19 protein-coding genes are annotated in these 23663 nt (G+C 60.0%); 7 read left to right on the top strand and 12 right to left on the bottom strand.

The window, feature by feature from the left end; genetic code table 11:
- Window positions 1-227: 227 nt before the first annotated feature.
- Window positions 228-1688, top strand: a complete 1461-nt coding sequence (gene mltF / locus AB4N82_RS15310; protein ID WP_032890750.1) for a membrane-bound lytic murein transglycosylase MltF — start codon at window positions 228-230, stop codon at window positions 1686-1688.
- A 68-nt stretch (window positions 1689-1756) separates the two neighbouring features.
- Here the strand turns inward: mltF and AB4N82_RS15305 are convergent, their stop codons facing one another.
- The 5 genes from AB4N82_RS15305 to treP form a co-directional block, all read right to left on the bottom strand.
- Complete coding sequence (locus AB4N82_RS15305) at window positions 1757-2056, bottom strand: PTS transporter subunit EIIB (RefSeq protein WP_032890748.1); 300 nt, start codon at window positions 2054-2056, stop codon at window positions 1757-1759.
- A gap of 2 nt (window positions 2057-2058) precedes the next feature.
- Window positions 2059-4575, bottom strand: a complete 2517-nt coding sequence (gene ptsP, locus AB4N82_RS15300) for a phosphoenolpyruvate--protein phosphotransferase (protein ID WP_122763826.1) — start codon at window positions 4573-4575, stop codon at window positions 2059-2061.
- Between the two features lie 49 nt (window positions 4576-4624).
- On the bottom strand, window positions 4625-5845 hold the full coding sequence (locus AB4N82_RS15295; protein WP_122680810.1) for a maltoporin: 1221 nt from the start codon (window positions 5843-5845) through the stop codon (window positions 4625-4627).
- 72 nt (window positions 5846-5917) lie between these two features.
- Entirely contained in the window at window positions 5918-7564 is a 1647-nt protein-coding gene (gene treC, locus AB4N82_RS15290) for an alpha,alpha-phosphotrehalase (RefSeq protein WP_122753163.1), read from the bottom strand.
- A 105-nt stretch (window positions 7565-7669) separates the two neighbouring features.
- Window positions 7670-9112 carry a PTS system trehalose-specific EIIBC component gene (gene treP / locus AB4N82_RS15285; RefSeq protein WP_032890740.1) on the bottom strand — a complete coding sequence of 481 codons (1443 nt, stop codon included), beginning with the start codon at window positions 9110-9112 and terminating at the stop codon, window positions 7670-7672.
- 227 nt (window positions 9113-9339) lie between these two features.
- Between treP and treR the strand changes: the two genes are divergently transcribed.
- Together treR and AB4N82_RS15275 are read left to right on the top strand one after the other, a co-directional pair.
- Window positions 9340-10044, top strand: a complete 705-nt coding sequence (gene treR / locus AB4N82_RS15280) for a trehalose operon repressor (RefSeq protein ID WP_032890738.1) — start codon at window positions 9340-9342, stop codon at window positions 10042-10044.
- A gap of 19 nt (window positions 10045-10063) precedes the next feature.
- Window positions 10064-10834, top strand: coding sequence for an APH(3')-II family aminoglycoside O-phosphotransferase (locus tag AB4N82_RS15275; protein WP_206073143.1), 771 nt, complete (start codon window positions 10064-10066; stop codon window positions 10832-10834).
- A gap of 28 nt (window positions 10835-10862) precedes the next feature.
- Here AB4N82_RS15275 and AB4N82_RS15270 read toward each other — a convergent pair whose 3' ends face one another.
- From AB4N82_RS15270 to AB4N82_RS15250, 5 genes are all read right to left on the bottom strand, one after another.
- Entirely contained in the window at window positions 10863-11270 is a 408-nt protein-coding gene (locus AB4N82_RS15270) for a hypothetical protein (protein ID WP_122756096.1), read from the bottom strand.
- Window positions 11271-11495: 225 nt separating this feature from the next.
- Window positions 11496-13073: a glutamine-hydrolyzing GMP synthase gene (gene guaA / locus AB4N82_RS15265; RefSeq protein ID WP_032890732.1), complete on the bottom strand. Its 1578-nt coding sequence runs from the start codon at window positions 13071-13073 to the stop codon at window positions 11496-11498.
- An 80-nt stretch (window positions 13074-13153) separates the two neighbouring features.
- On the bottom strand, window positions 13154-14623 hold the full coding sequence (gene guaB, locus AB4N82_RS15260) for an IMP dehydrogenase (RefSeq protein ID WP_003209646.1): 1470 nt from the start codon (window positions 14621-14623) through the stop codon (window positions 13154-13156).
- 104 nt (window positions 14624-14727) lie between these two features.
- Window positions 14728-15276, bottom strand: coding sequence for a hypothetical protein (locus AB4N82_RS15255; RefSeq protein ID WP_032890730.1), 549 nt, complete (start codon window positions 15274-15276; stop codon window positions 14728-14730).
- A gap of 137 nt (window positions 15277-15413) precedes the next feature.
- Window positions 15414-16181, bottom strand: coding sequence for a sulfite exporter TauE/SafE family protein (locus tag AB4N82_RS15250; RefSeq protein ID WP_122763841.1), 768 nt, complete (start codon window positions 16179-16181; stop codon window positions 15414-15416).
- Window positions 16182-16280: 99 nt separating this feature from the next.
- Between AB4N82_RS15250 and AB4N82_RS15245 the strand changes: the two genes are divergently transcribed.
- The 4 genes from AB4N82_RS15245 to leuA all read left to right on the top strand — a co-directional run bounded on the left by AB4N82_RS15245 (window position 16281) and on the right by leuA (window position 21390).
- Window positions 16281-17171: a LysR family transcriptional regulator gene (locus AB4N82_RS15245; protein WP_122763842.1), complete on the top strand. Its 891-nt coding sequence runs from the start codon at window positions 16281-16283 to the stop codon at window positions 17169-17171.
- A gap of 10 nt (window positions 17172-17181) precedes the next feature.
- Complete coding sequence (gene xseA, locus AB4N82_RS15240) at window positions 17182-18561, top strand: exodeoxyribonuclease VII large subunit (RefSeq protein WP_122680807.1); 1380 nt, start codon at window positions 17182-17184, stop codon at window positions 18559-18561.
- A 3-nt stretch (window positions 18562-18564) separates the two neighbouring features.
- Window positions 18565-19386, top strand: a complete 822-nt coding sequence (locus AB4N82_RS15235; protein WP_032890722.1) for a M23 family metallopeptidase — start codon at window positions 18565-18567, stop codon at window positions 19384-19386.
- Window positions 19387-19710: 324 nt separating this feature from the next.
- Window positions 19711-21390, top strand: coding sequence for a 2-isopropylmalate synthase (gene leuA / locus AB4N82_RS15230; RefSeq protein WP_017530007.1), 1680 nt, complete (start codon window positions 19711-19713; stop codon window positions 21388-21390).
- Between the two features lie 169 nt (window positions 21391-21559).
- Here leuA and AB4N82_RS15225 read toward each other — a convergent pair whose 3' ends face one another.
- Together AB4N82_RS15225 and AB4N82_RS15220 are read right to left on the bottom strand one after the other, a co-directional pair.
- Entirely contained in the window at window positions 21560-22351 is a 792-nt protein-coding gene (locus AB4N82_RS15225) for an amidohydrolase (protein WP_099602808.1), read from the bottom strand.
- A complete protein-coding gene (locus AB4N82_RS15220; RefSeq protein WP_122756093.1) occupies window positions 22339-23487 on the bottom strand; it encodes a pyridoxal phosphate-dependent aminotransferase in 1149 nt (382 codons plus the stop codon). The genes AB4N82_RS15225 and AB4N82_RS15220 overlap by 13 nt, the downstream gene beginning before the upstream one ends.
- Window positions 23488-23663 lie beyond the last annotated feature (176 nt).

The raw sequence follows: 23663 nt of genomic DNA, 5'->3' as shown, positions 1-23663 counted from the left end.
CGCCAACGGCACCCGAAACGGCATCGCTGGCTGCTGCCGGACGTCAGTTGGCACGGTTTGCACACTATCGGGGCGTTATCCAAGGCATTGCGCGTAGTTATTTTAACCGTCACATTTGCCCGCCAAGCCACGTTTCTGCGGGCTGCAGCACAGTTTTGGCGGCGCTAGCAGACAAGTCCCCCGCTGTCGAGATATGGCGCCGTGGGCCGTTTGCGTATACTGCGCAGATGTTCTCACCAACTGCTTTGCGCCCGCGATGCGCCAAATGGCTCATCGCCACCGGACTCTTCCTGATGCTCAGCGCCTGTGTTGATAAACCCAGCACGCTTGAGCGAATCAAGGAGGATGGCGTATTGCGGGTCATTACCCGGAACAGCCCGGCCACGTATTTCCAGGACCGCAACGGTGAAACCGGTTTCGAATATGAACTGGTCAAGCGCTTTGCCGACGACCTGGGCGTGAAGCTGGAGATCGAGACTGCCGACAACCTCGACGACCTGTTCGGCCAACTGGGCAAGACCAATGGCCCGGTGCTCGCCGCCGCCGGCCTGGTCAGCAGCGAGCAGCGCCAGCAACAGGTGCGTTTCTCCCATCCTTACCTTGAAGTCACTCCGCAGGTCATCTACCGCAACGGCCAGTCACGGCCGACGAACGCGGCGGACCTAGTGGGCAAAAAGATCATGGTGCTCAAGGGCAGTACCCACGCCGAGCAATTGGCCGAGCTGAAAAAGCAAAACCCTGCAATCGAGTACGAAGAATCCGACGCGGTTGAGGTGGTCGACCTGCTGCGCATGGTGGACGAGGGGCAAATCGACCTGACCCTGGTGGACTCCAACGAAGTCGCGATGAACCAGGTGTACTTCCCCAACGTACGAGTGGCCTTCGACCTGGGCAACGCCAGCAACCAGAGCTGGGCCGTGGCCGCCGGCGAAGACAACAGCCTGCTCAACGAGATCAACAGCTACCTGGACAAGGTGGAAAAGAACGGCACCCTGCAACGTCTCAAAGACCGCTATTACGGGCACGTCGATGTGCTCGGTTATGTCGGCGCCTACACCTTCGCCCAGCATCTGCAGCAGCGCCTGCCCAAATACGAGAAACACTTCCGAGCCTATGCCAAGGAAGAAAAGGTCGACTGGCGCCTGTTAGCGGCCATCGGCTACCAGGAATCACTGTGGCAACCGGCGGTCACCTCCAAGACCGGCGTGCGCGGCCTGATGATGCTGACACAGAACACCGCACAGGCCATGGGCGTGTCCAACCGCCTGGATCCCAAGCAGAGCATCATGGGCGGCGCCAAGTACCTGGCCAAAATCAAGGATGAGTTGGACGACAGCATCGCCGAGCCGGACCGCACCTGGTTTGCCCTCGCCGCCTATAACGTCGGCACCGGCCATCTGGACGACGCGCGCACCCTGGCGAAGAAAGAAGGCCTGAACCCGAACAAGTGGTTGGATGTGAAGAAAATGCTGCCGCGCCTGTCGCAGAAGCAGTGGTACAGCAAGACCCGCTACGGCTACGCCCGGGGCGGTGAGCCGGTGCACTTTGTGGCGAACATCCGGCGCTACTACGACATTCTGACGTGGGTGACGCAGCCGCAGCTGGAAGGCAACCAGGTGGTCGAAGGCAACCTGCATGTGCCAGGTGTGGACAAGACCAAGCCTGCGGAAGACAACCCTAAGCTCTAAACGCCACCAACCAGCGCGGGACAAGCCCGCTCACCACAAGCAAGTCAATTCCACCCCATTCAAACGGCTCACATTCGATCACCGTCGTCTTGTAGGCCAGTGATCAGGTGCACCACACCTCCCGCCAACACCATCACACCCGGCACACCCGCCGCTTTCAACGCTGACTCATCCAACCGCCCCACATCCTGCAATTGCACCCTAACCCGCGTCAGTGCCACACGCTGTTGCGACGTGAGGTTATCCGCGCCACCCAACGCATTCAGCACGTCGGCCGACACTAGACTCTGCGTCGGCGCCTCGACCGTTTCGGCAATCAAATCCGGGGTCAGGGCTTTCCAGAACGCCTGCTTCAATTTATCCAACATGCTCAGTTCTCCAGCACAGATGAGGTTTCGACGGTCGCCGCGTGAAAGCCACGCAAGGCCTCGCGCACTTGGGCGGCCTCTTCCAGGCCCAGCACCTGACGGGCAATGCTCTGGCAGTCGACCAGGTCCAGCTCGCGCACGGTGGCCTTGATGGTCGGGATCAACGGCACGCTGACCGATAACTCATCCACCCCCAGCCCGATCAGCACCGGCACCGCCAGCGCTTCGGACGCCAGCGCGCCGCATACGCCAACCCACTTGCCATGGGCATGGGCGGCCTTGACGGTGGTGGCGATCAAGCGCAATACCGCCGGGTGAAAGCTGTCCGCCTGGCTGGCCAGGCGTGGGTGGTCGCGATCCATGGCCAGGGTGTATTGGGTCAGGTCGTTGGTGCCGATGGAGAAGAAATCCACATGGGGCGCAAACACGTCAGCCATCAACGCCGCAGAGGGCACTTCGATCATGATCCCCAGCTTCGGCAACTCGGCCACCCCCAGCGCCAGCGCTTCTTCTTCGAGAATCCTGCGGGCCAGGTGCAGTTCCGACAGCAGGCTGACCATCGGCAACATGATATGCAGCCGCGCCAAGCCGGCGCTGGCGAGGATCGCGCGGAACTGTTCGCGCAACAGTTCCGGGCGCTCCAGGCACAGGCGAATGCCGCGCAAGCCCAGGAACGGGTTGGTCTCGGCCTCCATCGGCACGTAGGCCAGCGGTTTGTCGCCGCCCACGTCCAGCGTGCGCACAACCAGGTTGCGCTCAGCGCCCAGGGCGCGGGCGATGGCCGTGTAGGTGCTGGCCTGCTCCTCCGGGCTCGGCGCGCGGTTGCGGTCGAGGTACAGAAACTCCGAACGCAGCAAGCCGACCCCTTCACCGCCGAGAGTCAGCGACTGCTCCACCTCCTGCAATGAGGCGACGTTGGCCGTGACCTCAACGTGATGGCCGTCGCGCGTGATGGCGGGCAACGCAGCCTGTGCAACGTCGCGCTGCTGTCGCTGTGCCTGTTGTTGACGTGCGGCTTTCAACTGTTCGATCTCAGCCTGGTTCGGCTCCAAGTGCAGCTCGCCCTTATCGGCATCCAGCAGGACGTGTTTGCCGTTGGCCAGCGCCAGTACTTGCACGGGCACACCACAGATCGCTGGCAAACCCAAAGCACGGGCGAGGATCGCCACATGACTGGTCGCACCGCCGCCGACCGTGACAAACCCCAACACCTTGCCGGTGTCGAGGCTGGCGGTTTGTGACGGGGTCAGTTGCTCGGCGATCAAGATGGCGCACTCGGGCAGATCCCAGGCGCGGTCCTCAATTTCCAGGATCAGTTTGAGTACGCGCTGGCCCACATCGGCCAGGTCCGCTGCACGCTCAGCGATCAGCGCATTGCCCAGCCCCTGGAACAACTTGACCGTGGCCGCCGTGGCGCTGTGCCAGGAAAATGCTGCGCTTTTGCCAGCGGCGAGCAGGCCATGGGCGTGTTCCAGCAGGGTCGGGTCTTCGAGCAATTCCTGATGAGCACGGAAAATCTCCGCCTGGGCACTGCCGACCGCCTTGGCTTGCAAGGTTTGCAGCGCTTCCGTAGCAGCCCGCAGCGCACGCGCCAGCGCGGCACGCTCGACCGCTTCGCCCGCGCCCTTTTCAGGGATGTTCAGTTCAGGCTCAGCCACCTGCACCACATGACCACACGCCGAACCCGGCGATGCGCAAACACCTCGCAGCACAGTCGCAGACACCACCGACTCAACCACCGCCACCGTTGCCGCGACCGGCTCGCCGCACCCTTGCGCCAGCAATTCCACCAACGCCTTGATGGCCGCCTCAGCCTCTTCTCCCGCCGCACTCACCTGCAAGATATCGCCCTGCACGGTTTGCAGCGCCATGATCGCCACCAGGGATTTCGCGTTGGCGCTTTGGGTTTGCTTGTGCAGATAAATGCTCGCATTGAACCCCTTCGCCGCCTGGGCAAATACCGCCGCCGGGCGCGCGTGCAGGCCATTGGCGTTGGGCAGGCTCAGCGGTTTGGAGAACAGCGCATCACCCTCCTCCTCGCTTGCAGCTTCAATCGGCTCGCCTGGGGATACCTGCAACAGCGGCTGGCCGATGTCGACAGCACCGTTTGCCAGCAGGGTGAACGGTTCGCCGCTGACCACGAGCATCAGGGTCAGCAAACTGCGGGCATTGAGCGCCACGTAGTCAGCGTCAAATTCGATCAGCGGCTCGCCGGCCTCCACCCGCTGGCCTTCTTCGACCAATCGGGTGAAGCCCTTGCCCGCCAGGTTCACGGTATCCAGGCCGATATGCATCAGCACCTGCACGCCGTTGTCGTCGGTGATACTCACCGCGTGCCCCGTGTTCTGAATATTGCTGACCACCCCGGTCAACGGTGCGCACAAGGTCTGCGAGGTGGGATCGATGCACAGGCCGTCGCCGATCATGCGGCTGGCGAACACCGGGTCCGGCACCTGATCCAGCGCCAGCAGCACGCCGGATAAAGGCGCCAGCAATTCCAGGGGTTGAGTTGCGGTCATGACGTCACCTGCTGTTTGGTTCTGTAAAAATCATTGGGCAGAAGAGGGATCACTTCCACCAATACTCGACCTGCACACCAAAGTTCGATCCATGCCGCGCGGTGCCGTAGGACCCGGTGTCGGATAACGCCGAACCAGCCGCCAGTTCATTCGCCGCACGCTTGGCAGCTTCGTTCCAGGTGGCATAGGTGTAGTACAAGCGCACTTCGGGCCGTGCCCAGAAATCCGGGCCTTTGGGCGACCATGTAGGGGCGAAGGTGAATTTGCTCAACTTGCGCGTACCGCCGCTGGCATCGACTTGATCATGGCCCAGCTCGGTGACCAGTTTGAATTGCTCGCTGAGGGCATAGGCCGGGCGCACGCCGATGGACATCCAGGTCTGGTCCTGGCTGCCGGGGCGAATATCCTTCTGGTACACCGCCTCGATCTGCCCACCAAAGCGCGGGGTCACTTGCCAGTCGAAGAACTCCACGGCGCGATAACTTTTGCTGCTTTTATCCAGGAAGGTATTGCCTGTGTAGCCCAGGCCAGTGCCGGGGCCTTCGCCGTATTGCAGGGCGAATTTGTTCTTGCCGCCGAGGAAAGGTTTTTGCACGTGCTGCGCTGTCAGTGCCCAGCCGCTGTTGGTATCGCGACCGCCGGCTTTCTCGATATAGCTCAAGCCCAGCTCCAGCTCGCCGCCGGGGTTGGTCTTGAAGCCCGCGACGTTGAAGTCGTGACGGGTGGCGTATTCCTTCTGGTACAGGTTGTCCTTGCGCGAAATGGCGTAGCTGTATTTAAGGTCGCCGATCAGCACGTCCTCGATGCCGCCGCCGGTGGCGCTCTGGTTCCAGTAGTAGAAATCGGAGATATGGATGTCGTTACGTTTGTAGTAACGCCGACCGGCCCACACCGAACCGCCGTTGAGGGCGGGCAGGTTCGACCATTGCGCATACATCTGCGGCATGCGCGCCGAGCCGTTATTCTCGCCCTGGAATTTCAGCTCGCGGTCGTACTTGTTGTAGAGGGAAGCCATGGCATCGACGCTAAGCACCGAGCCATCGTCAAAGGTCAGCAGGTCCTGGCGCAGTTCCAGTTCGCCGTATTGCTCGCATTCATTACCCAAACGGTATTTGGATTGCGCGCCCGGCAGTTGGAAACATTGCTGCGGGCCACTGCCGGTTGACGTCCCCGCGCCACTACGCAAATAGCCGGCGAATTCGAGGGCTTGAGCGCCGAGAGGCAGGCTCAGGCAGGATGCAACGAGGCCCAACTTTATTGTTGTTTTCATGAAGCACTCCGATATTTTTATTATGTTTTTTTGCAGCGCCCCCGCACTCCCATACGGGGGTTACAACGGGTCTTAGTCCTTGAGGTGCAGCACGAAGGATTCGTAAGGGCGCAGCACCACCGAAGACGTACGCCGCGGACAGTCGGGGTAATTGCTGATCAACAGACGCTGCTCGCTCGCCGCACTGATCACGCTCTCGGGCAGTTGGATGTCACAGGGCTGCCCGTAGAAATTGTTCAGCACCAGTAGGCGTTCGCCGTGGCCCTCGCGCAGGTAAGCCCAGACTTGGGGATGGTCTTGCAGCAGTTCGCAGTAAACGCCCTCTTGAATCAGCGGTTCGTGACGACGCAAGGCGATCAGCGCGCGGTAGTGATGCAGCACCGAGTCCGGGTCATCACGCTGGCTGTCGACATTGATCTGCGCCGCATTGGCCGCAACGCCGATCCACGGCTCGCCACTGCTGAAACCAGCGTTGGCCTGCGTGTTCCACTGCATCGGTGTGCGTCCGTTATCGCGGGACTTCTGCATGATCGCCGCCATGCTCGACGCCTCGGATTCACCGGCATCGCGTTTGAGGCGATAGATATTGAGGGTCTCCACATCGCGGTACTGTTCGATCGCGTCGAAACCCGGATTGGTCATGCCCAACTCTTCGCCCTGGTACACGAACGGTGTGCCCTGGAGGAAGTGCAGCGCCGTGGCGAGCATCTTCGCCGAGACCACGCGGTGTTCACCGTCGTCCCCAAAGCGCGAGACCACTCGCGGCTGGTCGTGGTTACACCAGAACAATGCATTCCAACCGCCACCGGCCTGCATGCCCAGTTGCCAGTCAGACAAGATCCGCTTGAGTTGCAGGAAATCGAAGTCGGCCTTTACCCACTTTTGCAGGTTGGGGTAGTCCACTTTCAGGTGATGAAAGTTGAAGGTCATCGACAGTTCTTTCGACTCAGGCCGAGAGTAACGAATGCAGTGTTCCAGGCTGGTGGACGACATTTCGCCGACGTTGATCAGGTCATGGCCTTCGAAGACTTCGCGGTGCATCTCTTGCAGGTATTCGTGCACGTTGGGGCCGTCGGTGTAGAAGCGGCGGCCGTCACTGGTGTCTTCGGGGAAGTCGGCAGGCTTGGAGATCAGGTTGATCACGTCCAGCCGGAAACCGCCTACGCCTTTGTCGCGCCAGAAGCGCATCAGCTTGAACACTTCGGCACGGACCTTGGGGTTGTCCCAGTTGAGGTCGGCCTGGGTGTGGTCAAACAGGTGCAGGAAATACTGGCCGGTCTGCGCTTCGTATTCCCAGGCCGAGCCGCCGAACTTGGATTCCCAGTTGTTCGGCTGGTCACGCCAGATGTAGAAGTCGCGGTACGGGTTGTCGAGGCTGCTGCGCGCTTGTTGGAACCACTCGTGCTCGATGGAGGTGTGGTTGACCACGATGTCGAGCATCAACTTGATTCCGCGCTTGGCCGCTTCGCTGATGAGCAGGTCGCAGTCGGCCATGGTCCCGTAGCTGGGGTCGATGGCGTAGTAGTCGCTGATGTCGTAGCCGTTGTCCCGTTGCGGCGAGCGCAGGAACGGCGTGATCCACAGGCAATCCACGCCCAGCCATTGGAGGTAATCGAGTTTGTCCACGATGCCCAGCAGGTCACCGGTGGCGTTACCCGCGTGGCTGTGGAAGCTTTTGGGGTAGATCTGGTAGATCACCGAGTGTTGCCAGGTTTGCATGCTGGGTTCCTTCAGTTGAATTGTGTGCCGGCCTCTTGGGCCCTATCGCCGGCACAGGGGAGCGCGGTCAAATGTGGGAGGGGGCTTGCCCCCGATAGCGGTCGATCAGGCGACGCGATAACCCGGCCGAACAATCTTCATGCTCAACGCACAGGTCAGAACAAACGGCACCACCATCGCGACCACCATCCCAATCACAAACATCGGAATGGCACTCGGCACGATCGAAATAAACCCAGGCAAGCCACCCACCCCGATGGCTGACGCCTGCACCTTGTTCATCGACAGGAAAATGCTGCCCAGCGCCGAGCCAAGCAGTGCCGCATAGAACGGAAACTTGAAGCGCAGGTTCACCCCGAACATCGCCGGCTCAGTGATACCGAAGTACGCGGAAATCGCCGAGGTCGAGGCCATGCTTTTGTCCCGCGCATTACGGGTCATGTAGAACACCGCAAGCGCGGCACTGCCCTGGGCCAGGTTGGACATCACGATCATCGGCCAGATAAAGGTGCCGCCTTGGGTGGAAATCAGTTGCAGGTCCACGGCGAGGAACATGTGGTGCATGCCGGTGATCACCAACGGTGCATACAGCAGGCCGAAAATCGCCCCGCCGAGCATGGGCGCCAGATCAAACAGGGTGACCACGCCTTCGGTGATCAGGATGCCGAGGTGACGGGTCACCGGGCCGATGATCGCCAACGCCAGCACGCCGGTAACAACGATGGTGGTGATCGGCACGACCAGCAGTTGAATGGCATTGGGCACGCGAGCACGCAGCCATTTCTCGATGACGCTCATCACATACGCCGCCATCAGGATCGGCAGGATCTGCCCCTGGTAGCCGACTTTCTCGATCTTGAACCAGCCGAAAATATCGAAATACGGCAGGCTCTGGCCGTCGAGCCCCGCCACCGCCTTGCCGTAGTTCCAGGCATTGAGCAGGTCCGGGTGCACCAGCATCAGCCCGAGCACGATGCCGAGGATTTCACTGCCGCCAAACCGCTTCGCCGCCGACCAGCCCACCAGCGCCGGCAGGAACACGAACGAGGTGTTGGCCATCAGGTTGATCAGGCTCCAGAGGCCATCCAGGTTCGGATACGCCTCCAGCAACGTCTTGCCCTCGATGAACATGCCCTTGGCGCCCATCAGGTTGTTCACACCCATCAGCAGGCCGGCGATGATCAGCGCCGGCAGGATCGGCATGAACACATCGGAAAACACCCGCACCAGACGCTGCATGGCGTTGGTCTTGTCGGCGCCCTTCTTCTTTACGTCGGCGATGGTGGCAGCGGCGAGGCCGGTCTGTTCGCGCAGGGCGGCGTAGACCTTTTCCACTTCGCCGGGGCCGATGACCACTTGGAACAGACCACCGGTGAAGAACGAGCCTTTGACCAGATCGACCTGGTTCAGCGCGCTGTTATTGACCAGGCTTGGGTCCTTGAGCGCCAGGCGCAGGCGGGTCACGCAGTGGGCAGCTTGCTCAAGGTTTTCGCGCCCCCCGAGGTTGTCGAGAATCTCGCGGGCGATCGTTGAATAGTCGTGGCTCATGCTTGGTTTCCACTTTGATTTTTTTATTTGAGGGCAGTCATTGGCAGCACGCCGAAGCCAAAAGTACTCGTCTGTACGAGTTAAAGCAACAACTCGTACAGACGAGTTTAAAAATATTGGCTTACCGCTTTCCAAGGCCCAATGGACAAACCCCACCGCTGCCACTAAGGTTCCTGCCTTGAACGCACCGTTCACCTACAGAAAGCCGGGCACAGAGCAGCCATCACATGAGCAAATACAACCAGATCTATACGGATCTGCTTGCCAGCATCACCACTGAACGCCTGCAACGCGGTACGCGCCTTCCTTCCGAAACCGAATTGATGGACAGCTACCAGGCCAGCCGTGGCACCGTGCGTCGCGCCATCGAGCAGCTGCAGGAACGCGGCTTTGCGCAAAAAATCCACGGCAAAGGCACCTTCGTCCTGTCGCCCAACCCGATCGAATTTCAACTGGGTGGCATCGTCAGCTTCCACGAAACTCACGCCGACCTGGGCGATGACGTACACACCGAAGTGGTCGAGTTCACGCAGTTCCCGCTGGAAGGCTCATTGCAGCAACACATCGAAGCCGAACCCGGCAGCCTGATCACCCGCATCAAACGCGTGCGGCGCATCGGTGGTAAACGGGTGATTCTCGACATCAACCACTTTGTCGCCGACCTGATCCCTGGCCTGGACCAAGCAATTGCCGAGCAGTCGATCTACGCGTTTATCGAGCAGACCTTGCAGCTGCAGATCAGCTACGCCCAACGCACCATCGAAGCCCTGCCCCGCAGTAAAGACGACCAGACACACCTAGACCTCGACGGCCAAAGCCACGTGATCGTGGTGAGCAACCAGACGTTTTTGCAGGATGGGCGGCAGTTCGAGTACACCGAGTCGCGGCATACGTTGGATAAGTTTTACTTTTCGGATATTGCGCGGCGCTGAGCCGAGAACGGAAAGCACAGTGAATATTCCGAACGCGTGGCGTGAACAGTTCCCGCAGGCGCTGATTGAGCAACAGGCCATCGGTGAATCGCGGGCTGACGTGTTTCGCCTGAGCCAGGGCTGTGGTGCAGACCTGTTCCTGAAGGCCGAGCCCCAGGCAGCGTTCGGTGAGCTTGCGGATGAAGTCGAGCGCCTTCGGTGGCTCCAGCAGGTTAATTTGCCGGCGCCCATCGTGCTGGCTCAGCTGACAGAAAACCATCACCACTGGGTGCTGATGACCGCCCTTCCGGGACAGGACCTGGCCAGCGCCAACACGCTGTCTGCCGCGCAAACCATCGACATACTGGCAACGGCCCTGCGTACCTTGCACCAGATACGCCTCGCGCAATGCCCCTTCGATCACCCTCTACAGCAACGCATCGGGCTCGCGCGGGAGCGCGTTCGTGCCGGGCTGGTCGATGAGACAGACTTCGACGACGAACGACTCGGACGCAGCGCGGAAGATGTGCTGGCCGAACTCTTGTCGACTCAGCCAAACACCCATGATCTGGTAGTGGCCCATGGTGACGCCTGCCTGCCAAATTTCATGGCGCAAGGCGGCCGTTTCAGTGGGTTCATCGACTGCGGGCGCCTGGGTATCAGCGACCGATACCAAGACTTGGCGCTCGCGGCACGCAGCATCGGGCGTAACCTTGGGCAGGAATGGGTAAAGCCATTTTTCGAGCGTTACGGTATTGAGCCTGATGAGCAGCGCATGAGGTTTTACTGCTTGCTGGATGAATTCTTCTAACTCGCTTGAAGCCCTGCTGGGGTCGCAATCATTTGGAACGGTGATAGTTATAAAGGTCGCGAAGTTTGCACCCGCTTAGCCACACCGCCAGCAACACAGTCCTCAGCACCAGACACACAGCCCACAGCCACATCAGCAATTGCGCCAGCGCAAGAGCCTCTGGGAATTTCAGGGAGGTCAGAATTACGATGAGCATTACACCGTAGGCGGACTTTCGTAAGTTGAATATCAACAACAACCCTGCCGGCAAGACCCAGACTAGGTAAGCAAGGATGTCCATGGCAGTGAATATCAGCATCTTCTGGCCGAGTGAACTACCCACCCCCACGTATTTCACAATGAACGGCAGGTAAAGCGCGAGGTGAAGCGTTGTACTCAACACCAGGCCCACCAGCATTAGCAACGCGAAGCTTTTGAGCCAGATCCGTATTTTCATAAATGTTCCATCCTTGATTTGGCGGAGCAGAAAATGCCCTGCATCTACTGGTTTAGCCCCCTACTGGAAGACTGTGATACAGCTTGAGTATCGTTGATGAAGTAACTGTCTTAGCGATGCACAAAGCGGCCAGAATTTGCCAGCACCAAAAAACCAAAAGCCCGCAATTACGCGGGCTTCAGGGTATTTCTTGCTAGATCGTACCGGACAATGCCGGACGCCCAATCATTCCCACTCAATCGTCGCTGGCGGCTTGCTCGACACGTCATAAGTAACGCGCGAGATGCCTTCGATCTCATTGATGATACGGCCGCTGACAGTCTCCAGCAGTTCGTACGGCAGGTGGGCCCAGCGGGCGGTCATGAAGTCGATGGTTTCTACGGCACGCAGGGCAACGACCCAGGCGTAACGACGGCCATCGCCGACAACGCCAACCGATTTCACCGGCTGGAACACTACGAACGCCTGACTGACCTTGTGGTACCAGTCGGCCTTGCGCAGTTCTTCGATGAAGATGTGGTCGGCACGACGCAGCAGGTCGGCGTATTCCTTCTTCACTTCACCGAGGATACGCACGCCCAAGCCCGGGCCTGGGAATGGGTGGCGGTAGACCATGTCGTACGGCAGGCCCAGTTCCAGGCCCAGACGACGGACTTCGTCCTTGAACAATTCGCGCAGTGGTTCTACCAGCTTGAGGTTCATTTCCTCAGGCAGGCCACCCACGTTGTGGTGGGACTTGATCACGTGGGCCTTGCCGCTCTTGGCGCCGGCCGACTCGATCACGTCAGGGTAGATGGTGCCTTGGGCGAGGTACTTGATGTTGTCCAGTTTGTTGGACTGGGCATCGAATACGTCGATGAAGGTACGACCGATGATCTTGCGCTTCTTCTCCGGGTCGGACTCGCCGGCCAGGTTGTTGAGGAACTGGTCTTCGGCGTTGGCGCGGATCACCTTGACGCCCATGTTCTCGGCGAACATGGCCATCACTTGCTCACCTTCGTGCAGGCGCAGCAGGCCGTTGTCGACGAACACGCAGGTCAGTTGGTCGCCGATGGCTTTGTGCAGCAGCGCAGCAACCACAGAGGAGTCAACGCCGCCGGACAGGCCGAGCAGCACGTTGTCGGTACCAACCTGGGCACGCACGTTGGCGATGGCGTCTTCAGCGATTTTCGACGGGGTCCACAGGGCTTCACACTCGCAGATGTCGAGGATGAAGCGCGACAGGATGCGGCCGCCTTGCTTGGTGTGGGTCACTTCCGGGTGGAACTGAACGCCGTAGTAACGACGCTCGTCGCTGAACATGCCGGCGATCGGGCAGCTTGGAGTGCTGGCAAGGATGTGGAAGTCTTCCGGCATCTTGGTGACCTTGTCACCGTGGCTCATCCACACGTCGAGGCCGAACAGGCCATCGGCGTCAACGTGGTCTTCGATGCCGTCCAGCAGGCGGCTTTTGCCGACCACATCTACACGGGCATAACCGAATTCACGCAGCTCGGAACCTTCAACCTTGCCGCCCAGTTGCTCGGCCATGGTCTGCATGCCGTAGCAGATACCGAAGACCGGCACGCCCAGGTCGAATACGGCTTGAGGGCAGCGCGGGCTGTTGGCTTCGTGCACGGACTCGGGGCCACCGGCGAGGATGACGCCTTTCGGTGCGAATTCGCGAATCGCTTCGTCATCCATGTCGAACGGGTGCAGTTCGCAATACACGCCGATTTCACGCACGCGGCGGGCGATCAGTTGGGTGTACTGGGAACCGAAGTCGAGGATCAGGATGCGGTGGGCGTGAATGTCGAGGGCCATGAAGTCAGTCTCGTCTAATGAATCAGAAACAACTCGGGGCTGAAGAACAGCCCCGGTTACTTAACATTTTGCTGGAAGCCTCAACCTACGCGGTAGTTTGGCGCTTCCTTGGTGATCTGCACGTCGTGGACATGGGATTCAGCCATGCCGGCGCCGGTGATCCGTACGAACTCTGGCTTGGTGCGCATTTCTTCGATGTCGGCGCTGCCGGTGTAGCCCATCGAAGAACGCAGGCCGCCCATCAGTTGATGGATGATGGCGCTCAGGGTGCCTTTGTAAGGAACACGGCCTTCGATGCCTTCCGGAACGAGCTTCTCGGCGCCTGCCGAGGAGTCCTGGAAGTAACGGTCGGACGAGCCTTGAGCCTGGGACATGGCGCCCAGCGAACCCATGCCACGGTAAGCCTTGTACGAACGGCCCTGGAACAGTTCGATCTCACCCGGTGCTTCTTCGGTACCGGCGAACATCGAGCCCATCATCACGCAGGAGGCACCGGCTACGATGGCCTTGGACAGGTCACCGGAGAAACGGATGCCGCCGTCAGCGATCAACGGAACGCCGGTGCCTTCAAGGGCAGCGGCAACGTTGGCGATGGCGCTGATTTGCGGCACGCCCACACCAGCGACAATACGCGTGGTGCAGATCGAGCCAGGGCCGATACCGACCTTGACTGCGTCAGCGCCGGCTTCGGCCAGGGCCTTGGCCGCTGCGCCGGTGGCGATGTTGCCGCCGATCACCTGCACGTCAGGGAAGTTCTGTTTGACCCAACGTACGCGGTCGATCACGCCTTTGGAGTGACCGTGAGCGGTATCGACCACCACCACGTCCACACCCGCGGCTACCAAGGCTGCAACGCGGTCACCGGTGTCTTTGCCGGTACCGACGGCAGCGCCCACGCGCAGACGACCTTGGTCATCCTTGCTGGCCAGCGGGTAAGCCTTGGCTTTTTCGATGTCGTTGACGGTCATCATGCCTTTGAGGGCGAATTTGTCGTCGACGATCAGCACGCGCTCGATGCGGTGCTTGTGCAGCAGTTCGCGCACGTCGTTCTTGTCGGCGCCTTCCTTGACAGTCACGAGGCGCTCTTTAGGCGTCATCACTTCGCGGACGGTGACTTCAAGACGGTTTTCGAAACGCACGTCACGGGAAGTGACGATGCCGACCAGGTCGCCATCGTGCAGCACAGGAACACCGGAGATGTTGTGCAGACGAGTGAGGTCGAACAGATCACGCACGGTGGCGTCGGCTTCGATGGTGATTGGATCTTTCACCACACCGGCTTCGTAACGCTTGACCTTGCGCACTTCGGCAGCTTGCTGCTCGATGGTCATGTTCTTGTGGATGATCCCGATACCGCCTTCCTGCGCCATGGCAATGGCCAAGCGGGCTTCGGTAACGGTGTCCATCGCAGCGGAAACCAGGGGAATATTCAGCTCGATGCCACGGGTTAGGCGGGTCTTGAGACTGACTTCGTTAGGAAGCACCTCGGAATAACCGGGCACTAGGAGAATGTCGTCGAATGTCAGAGCTTCTTGGCTGATACGCAGCATCGCGGGGGCTCCCGAGCGGGAAAATGGAAGCGCGCCATTATATACATGCACCCTGTCGGGCTCAATGTAAAACTCTGACAAACTTGGTAATACTGATAGATGGATTAAAGTTCGACCTTAACCCAACTGATCTTTTGGTCCAGCCAATCGGCGAATTCGTCGATGAAGCTTTGCTTGAACCCCGCCTCTGCCCAGTTATTGAAGATGAATCCCAGGTTGGAAAACCCGCATTCCTGCAGGAACAGAAACCCATTGATGTCATCTTCATGCCCACACAGCGGGCAGGTGAAGTTGTCGGTGTGGCCGGGCATCCAGTCTTCCAGGCTTTCAAACAGCGCCTCGCCGACCTCTTTGCGACATTCCGGGCAGCCGGCTTCTTCGAGAAAGCCCTTGGCCGGGGTGTAGATGCAGCGTTTGTAGATGATCTCCAGGCCATTGACCGGCTCGTTGAACGGCAGCGCTTCGGGGTGCCGGACCACGGCGCGGGCACCGTCGGCCAGGGCGTAGGCCATGCGGTTGCCGGTGCGCCCGCAGGTGGTGAGTTCTTCCTTGATGATGTTCTTGCGCACCAGCCAACGCACGATCGCGCGCGCGCGGGGCTCGTGGACGGGCAAGGTGGAGATTTTCGGGACAAGGATGCTTTGGGAGTTCATGAGAGTCCTGCGGTGTGGCTTCTGGCGTCATCGCGGGCAAGCCCGGCTCCCATATTGGAATGCGCTCAACTGTGGGAGCCGGGCTTGCCCGCGATGACGCCCGGGAGGCTGGCAGCTTAATCCCTGAAGAAATCCGGTCAAGTGCTCAGATACCGTCCAATCAACGCAATACCACTGGCCAGCACCAGCCACGTCACTAACCGCACAAACGCCTCACGCGACATACGCATCGTCAACCTACGCCCAAACCACAGCCCAAGGCCCATCGCTGGCAGTAGGCACAGCGCCAACAGCAACAAAGGCACATCCGCATACACCCCGGCGATCAGGAACAGGCTCAGGCGCACCACGGTACTGCAACTGATCAGCGCACTTTGAGTCGCCCGCGCCGCGTCCTTGGATAATCGGCTGTTCAGATAGATCGCATATAAAAAGCCGCCACTGCCGAACAGCGCGCCAAACAGGCCGCCGACGGTGCCCATGGGAATCGACCAGCCTTTGCCGAGCTGCGTGGGACGGGCTTTTACTGCCAAGGTGTAGACGGCATAGGCGCTGATAAACAGCCCCATCAACAGCAGCAACAAGTCCGAATGCAGATTGAGCAAAAACACCACGCCCAGTGTGCAACCAATGGCCATACACGGCAGCAGCCGCAGCAATTCCGACGTATTCACATCCCTCCGCGTTTGCAGCAGGCCGCCAAAGGCCGCGACAAAATCCAGCAGCACCAGCAACGGAATGATCTTCGACAGCGGCATAAACAGAATCAGGATAGGCCCCGCCACCAGCGCCGTCCCGAAGCCGGCAATACCAAACACGATGTACGCCACGACGACACCCAGGCCGATCACCAGCCAATCCACACCGCTAAACGACCACTGGCTCATCAGCTCAAGCGGGCTCATGGAGTCTTCCTTGTAAGAGATAACCATCACTTTAGCCATCGGCGAGGGTTGCGACTAATATCTTCAAAGCCCTCCATCCATCTCGAAAAGGCATGACGCGTGATTTCCACTCGCCAACTGCGCTACTTCGTTGAAATCGCCGACAGCGGCAGCTTCAGCGCCGCCGCCGAACGTCTGTTTGTGGCGCAATCGGCTCTAAGCCGACAGATCAAGGAGCTGGAAAAACAGCTGCAAACGCCATTGTTCGAACGCACCGCGCGTCAGCCACGCCTGACCGCCGCCGGTGAAGCGTTCTACCCGAGGGCACGCAATTTGCTGAGCGAGCTACTCAAGGCCAGTGAAACCGCGACCCAGGTCGGTAACGGCCAGCTCGGCACCCTGCGGCTGAGCCATTCGAGCACCGTGCCGATGAGCGGCGTTTTGTTGCAAGGCATCAACACGTGGTTGGAGCGTTGCCCCGGCGTATCAATGGACATCGTCAAACTGTCATCCGAGGCGCAACTGGAGGAAATCGCCGACGGTAGGCTGGATATCGGACTGCTACGGTTGCCGGTGTTGCGCCAGCGTGAAGGGGTACGTGTGGAGCCCTTATATAAAGAACAATTGCTGCTTGCTGTGCCGCCGAATCACCGTTTGGCACGTAGCAACGAGCCCATCGACCTGGAACAGCTCAAAGATGAAGCGTTTATCTCGATCCCCCACCCACAGCGTGGCGGCCTGAGTTATCTGGCGGCCGAGCTCTGCATGCGCGCCGGATTTTTCCCTAAGGCTGCGCGGGTCATGTCACGAAAGACCACTCAGCTACAGTTGATCCAGGCCGGGTTTGGTATCGCCTTATTACCAAAATCCATGCAGGACATTGCTCCCGCCAATGTGCACTTTCTACCGCTGGCCGATCCGGATTGCCTGAGCACCGTGGCCCTGGCCTGCCCACCGACGCCGAGCCGGTTGGTTGAGCAGTTCTGTCAAACCTTGCACGAATGCCTATAAACTGCCGCCCATGATTAAAGACCCCTTTGCCCGCCTGGGCCTGGACCGTGAAGTCCTGACTGTCAGCCAACTCAACGGCCGTGCGCGGGTGTTGCTGGAAGACGTGTTCACCAATATCTGGGTCGAAGGCGAGATCTCGAACCTCGCCCGCCCAGCCTCCGGCCATGTGTATTTCACCCTCAAGGACAGCGGCGCCCAAGTACGTTGTGCGTTGTTTCGCAACAATGCCGCACGGGTGCGCCAGGCGCTGAAAGATGGCCTGGCGGTGAAGGTGCGCGGCAAGGTCTCGCTGTTCGAGGGCCGTGGCGACTACCAACTGATCCTCGACACCGTGGAGCCCGCCGGTGATGGTGCGCTGCGTTTGGCCTTCGATGCCTTGAAGGAAAAGCTCAGCGCCGAAGGCTTGTTCAGTGCCGAGCGTAAGGTCCCACTGCCGGCCCATCCTCGACGCATTGGCATTATCAGTTCGCCCACCGGCGCAGTGATCCGCGACATCATCAGCGTGTTCCGCCGCCGGGCGCCAAACATTGAGCTGACCTTGATCCCGACCGCCGTGCAAGGCCGCGAGGCGATCCCGCAGATTGTCCGCGCGCTGAAACTGGCCGATGCGCGAGGCTTTGACGCACTGATTCTGGCCCGTGGCGGCGGCTCCCTGGAAGACCTCTGGTGCTTCAACGAAGAAGCCGTAGCCCGGGCGGTGGACGCTTGCGTGACCCCCATTGTCAGCGCCGTCGGACATGAAACCGATGTGTCCATCAGCGACTTCGTGGCGGACGTACGCGCCCCTACCCCGTCCGCCGCCGCCGAATTGCTGGCACCGGACGCCAGCCATCTGGTGCGTCAGGTGGAAAACCTGCATCGCCGCCTGGTCATGCTGATGCGTAACCGCCTGACCCACGACCGCCTGCGTCTGGAAGGCATGGCCCGTCGCCTGCGCCACCCCGGCGAACGTCTGCGCCAGCAGGCCCAGCGCCTGGATGATCTGGATATGCGCCTGCGCCGCGCCTTTGAACGCAGCCTCAATACCCGTCGCGAGCGCCTGATCCGCCTGGAAACCCGCCTCGCCGGCCAGCACCCCGGCCGTCAACTGGCGCTATTGCGCCAGCGCCTGAACAGCCTCGCCGAACGCTTGCCCCGCGCCATGCGCGAAGGCCTGAAGGCCCGTCGCCTGCAACTGCAAAGCCAGGTGCAGACATTGCAGGTGGTCAGCCCGCTGGCGACCTTGGGCCGTGGTTACAGCATCCTGCTGGATGAGCGCGGCCATGCCATTCGCAACGCGGCGCAAACCCACACCGGCCAGCGTCTCACCGCGCGTCTCGGTGAAGGCCAATTGCAAGTGCGCGTGGAAGACAACCACCTGACACCCGTCACCCTTTCGTTATTGGATTGATTGATGCCTCGTCTCTTTAGTTTGTTGATGCTGCTGTGCCTTACCTTTAATGCCCACGCCGATAGCTATATCAGCCGTACCTTGAACAAACCGGTGCCGGGTGGTGTGGCCGTGGTCGACCTGGGCCCTTCGGCGGCAGCGCCGAAAGCGACCTATCAAGGCAAGCCGGTGCTGGTGGTCAAGGAACAGGACAATTGGCTGGCGATTGTCGGTATCCCGCTGAGCGTCAAGCCGGGTAACGAGCGCATCAGCAGCGGCGGGCGCAGCCTGCCGTTTATCGTCGGCTATAAGAAATACCCGGAACAGCGCATCACCCTGAAAAACAAAAGCCAGGTCAACCCCGACCCGGCTCAACTGAAGCGCATCGAAGGCGAACTGGCCGTACAGCTCAAGGCCTACCGCAGCTTCAGCCCCAACCTGCCGAGTAACCTGGTGCTGGATAAACCGGTAAACGGCCCCCTGTCGAGCAAGTTCGGTGTGCGCCGTTTCTTCAACGGCGAGGAGCGTAACCCGCATTCGGGCCTGGATTTCGCCGTGCCGGCCGGTACGCCGATCAAGACGCCGGCGAACGGCAAGGTGATTCTGGTCGGTAACTACTTCTTCAACGGCAACACCGTATTCGTCGACCACGGCCAAGGCTTTATCAGCATGTTCTGTCATATGTCGAAGATAGACGTGAAGGTCGGCCAGCAACTGGTGCGTGGGACAGTGGTGGGCAAGGTCGGCGCGACCGGCCGCGCCACCGGCCCACATATGCACTGGAACGTCAGCCTCAACGATGCGCGGGTGGACCCTGCGATCTTTATCGGCGCGTTCCAGCCCTGAATGACTCGATTGCGTGCGCTGCAAAGCGCGCGCAATTAAATTCAGAACCCACCGAATTTTCAGGCATAAAATCTCGCCTTCTAAGTAAATAGCAGAACTTCTCTCAATTTTTCTCGACTGCTTGCCATCTTTCACCCCGGCGGTTAGGGTTGAGCTTATGAAAACCTCTCACACCCTCATTCAGCTCCGCCAGCACCGCAGCCTGTGCCTCGTCAGCGCACGACTGCCAGGCTGAATCGATCTGCCTCGTCTCTACGCTTTATCCCCAAAAACAGTTCCACGGCAGGCCGCCTTTTCTCGGCCCCTACAACAAAGGATTTCCCGATGAGCATGCTCAAAGACCCGTCTTCGAAGTACCGCGCGTTTCCGACCATCGATATCCCGGACCGCACTTGGCCATCGAAGACCATCACCACCGCGCCAATCTGGTGCAGCTCCGACCTGCGTGATGGCAACCAGTCGTTGATCGAGCCGATGGACGCAGTGAAAAAACTGCGCTTCTGGAAGACCCTGGTAGCCGTCGGCGTGAAGGAAATCGAGGCATCGTTCCCTGCCGCGTCGCAAACCGACTTCGACTTCGTGCGCACCCTGATCGAAGACAATCACATCCCCGAGGACACCACCATCCAGGTGCTGACCCAGGGCCGTGAAGACTTGATCGCACGCACCTTCGAATCCCTGCGCGGCGCCAAGAAAGCCATCGTGCACTTGTACAACGCCACCTCGCCGTCGTTCCGCCGCATCGTGTTTAACCAGGACAAGGACGGCATCAAGGCCATCGCAGTCAATGCAGCCAAGCTGTTCGTCAAATACGCTGCCCAGCAGCCGGAAACCCAGTGGACCTTCGAGTATTCCCCAGAGACCTTCAGTGCCACTGAACTGGAGTTCGCCAAGGAAGTGTGTGACGCGGTGATCGAGGTGTGGAACCCGACGCCTGAGCACAAGATGATCCTCAACCTGCCAGCCACCGTGGAGTGCGCCACGCCTAACATCTATGCCGATCAGATCGAGTGGTTCGGCCGCCATATCAACCGCCGTGACAGCGTGATCATCAGCCTGCACACCCACAACGACCGTGGTACCGGCGTGGCCGCTACCGAGCTGGGTCTGATGGCCGGCGCCGACCGTGTCGAAGGCTGCCTGTTCGGTAACGGCGAGCGTACCGGTAACGTCGACCTCGTCACCGTGGCGTTGAACATGTACACCCAGGGTCTGGACCCGCAGCTGGACTTCTCCGACATCGACGGTGTGCGCAAAGTCGTCGAGGAGTGCAACCAGATCCAGGTACACCCCCGTCATCCGTACGTCGGCGATCTGGTGCACACCGCGTTCTCCGGTTCCCACCAGGACGCGATCCGCAAAGGCTTCTCCCAACAGAAAGATGATGCCCTGTGGGAAGTGCCGTACTTGCCGATCGACCCGGCTGACATCGGTCGCAGCTACGAGGCGGTGATCCGCGTGAACAGCCAGTCGGGCAAAGGCGGCATCGCCTACCTGCTGGAACAGGAATACGACATCAGCTTGCCACGCCGCATGCAGATCGAATTCAGCCAGGTAGTCCAGGCCGAAACCGACCGCGTGGGCCTGGAGATGACCGCACCACAGATCTACGCCTTGCTGCAGCGTGAATACCTGCAAGCCAACACTCCGTACGCGCTGGTCAGCCATCGCCTGCAGGAAGAGAACGGCAACAGCTTTGTCGAAGTGGAAGTCTCGGGCAAGGGCCAGGGCGAAACCAACCTGCACTGGAAGGGCAAGGGCAACGGCGCACTGGAAGCCCTGGTGGCTGGCCTGCCGATTGGCGTGGAAATCATGGACTACAACGAACATGCGATCGGCGCGGGCACCAACGCCAAGGCAGCGGCCTATATCGAACTGCGTGTGAACGGTGAACGTCCAGTGCATGGCGTGGGCATTGATGAAAACATCACCACGGCGAGCTTCAAGGCGCTGTTCAGTGCGCTGAACCGATCGCTGAGCCAGCAGGAAGCCAAAGCGGCGTAACCTTAGCCGTCATACAAAAGGCCCCTGGGTGAGAACCCAGGGGCCTTTTTATTGAGTTCCAGATTTGGGTTGCCTGTCAGGGACTCATCGGGGGCAAGCCCCCTCCCACATTTTGAATGTATTCCCAAATCAAAGTGTGGGAGGAGGCTTGCCCCCCGATAGCGGTCTGTCAGACAAACTGAAAGCTATCGGCATCCAGATTCGCCGGAAACTTGGTGCGATACGCAGCCAGTTCAGCCGCGTCCAGGCACACCTGGAACACCCCGTCCGCCTCCCCCGCACTCAGCAGGCTCTCGCCCTGGAAATCCAGCACTTGGCTATCGCCAGTGTAGGCAAAGCCCTTGCCGTCGGTGCCTACTCGATTGACCGCCGCTACGTAGCACAGGTTCTCGATAGCCCGCGCCGGCAACAACCGGTTCCAATGCTGGCGCCGCGCGCCCGGCCAATTGGCGGTGTACAGCAGCAAGTCAGTGTCCTGGGGATCCCGACTCCACACCGGAAAGCGCAGGTCGTAGCAAATCAGCGGCCGAACACGCCAACCTTTCAACTCGAACTGCACCTGGCGCTCGCCGGGTGTGTAGTGATTGTGTTCACCGGCCATACGAAACAAATGACGTTTATCGTAGTGCAACACCTCGCCATCCGGCCGCGCCCATAACAGGCGGTTGCGGTGGCTGCCATCAGCGGCCTGGATGATCACGCTACCGGTGATCACCGCGTTGTACTTCGCAGCCTGGGCCTGGAGCCAATGATGGGTCGGGCCGTTTTCCGGCTCGGCGAGGGTTTGCGAGTCCATGGAGAAACCGGTGGTGAACATCTCCGGGAGCACGATGAGGTCGGCGCCGCGGGCCTGCTCCAGCAGCCCTTCGAAATGTTCGAGGTTGGCCTGGCGGTCGTGCCAGGCCAGGGTGGTCTGGATCAGGGCGATATTCAGATTCGGCAGTGCACTCAGATCACGCATAGTTTTTCAGCTGCCTGTTGCAGCGTTTCCTCGCGTTTGGCAAAGCACAGGCGCACCAGGCGCTGGCCTTGGGGTGGGGTCTGGTAGAACACCGAGACCGGGATAGTCGCCACACCGTGTTCACGGGTCATCCACAGGGACATGGCGACGTCATCCAGCTCCGGGCGTATTTGTGAGTAATCCACCAATTGGAAGTAGGTTCCGGTCACCCGGGTAAAGCTGAAGCGCGACGGCGCCAGCAGGTCGCAGAACAGATCGCGCTTGGCCTGATAGAACGCAGGCAGTTCGTCGACGTGCTCCGGGTGTTCGGCCATGAAATCGGCCAAGGCGAACTGCAACGGGGTTACGCCACAGAAGTTGACGTATTGATGCACCTTGCGCAATTCAGCCGTCAGGGCCGGTGGCGCGACCACGTAGCCGGTTTTCCAGCCGGTGACATGGTAGGTCTTGCCAAAGGAGCTGACCACGAACGCACGCAGGTACAGCTCTTTATGAGCCAGCACGCTCACGTGGGGCACGCCGTCGAATACCAGGTGTTCGTAGACCTCATCGCTGAGCAGGTAGATATCGCGATCGCGGATCAGTTCTGCCAACTGGTCCAGCTCGGCGCGGCTGATCAGCGCGCCAGTCGGGTTGTGCGGGGTGTTGAGGATGATCATGCGCGTGCGTGGCGACAGCGCGGCCTTGATCTTCTCAAAGTCCAATGCAAAGCCTTGCAGGCTCAGTTGCACATGGACACAGCGTCCCCCGGCCAGTTCGACCGAGGGCTCATAGCTGTCGTAGCAGGGATCGAACACGATGACTTCATCGCCACTGCGGATCACCGCCTGGATTGCACAGAAGATCGCAGCCGTGGCACCGGGGGTGATGGTCACTTCGCTGTCCGGGTTGACCGTGGCGCCATAGCTGCGAGCGATCTTGCCCGCCACCTGTTGACGCAGCGCCGGAAGGCCGGTCATCGGGGAGTATTGGTTATGCCCGCTGGCAACATGTTTGCCCACGGCATCGAGTAAAGCCTGGGGGCCGTTGAAGTCGGGAAACCCCTGGGAGAGGTTGAGCGCACCGGTTTCGGCAGCCAATTGCGACATAGTGGTGAAAATAGTGGTGCCGACATTCGGTAACTTGCTGTTGATCATTCGGTGAGTCCCTGCTGAACACCTGTCGCTGCAATGGCGCGGTAAGGGTCGAGGATAGCCCATGCGGTTGTCAGAAAAAAAGCCGGCACGCGCCATTGATAGCCATGACCAGTATCGGCCTTCTACCGCGTCCTCTGCGACGAACGGACTGTCTCAGTGTGCATAACAGGTATTTC

It is taken from the genome of Pseudomonas sp. H1_D04 (assembly GCF_054683855.1).
Note: the sequence above shows the minus strand (reverse complement) of the source record. Positions and strands in the feature narration are given on the sequence as shown.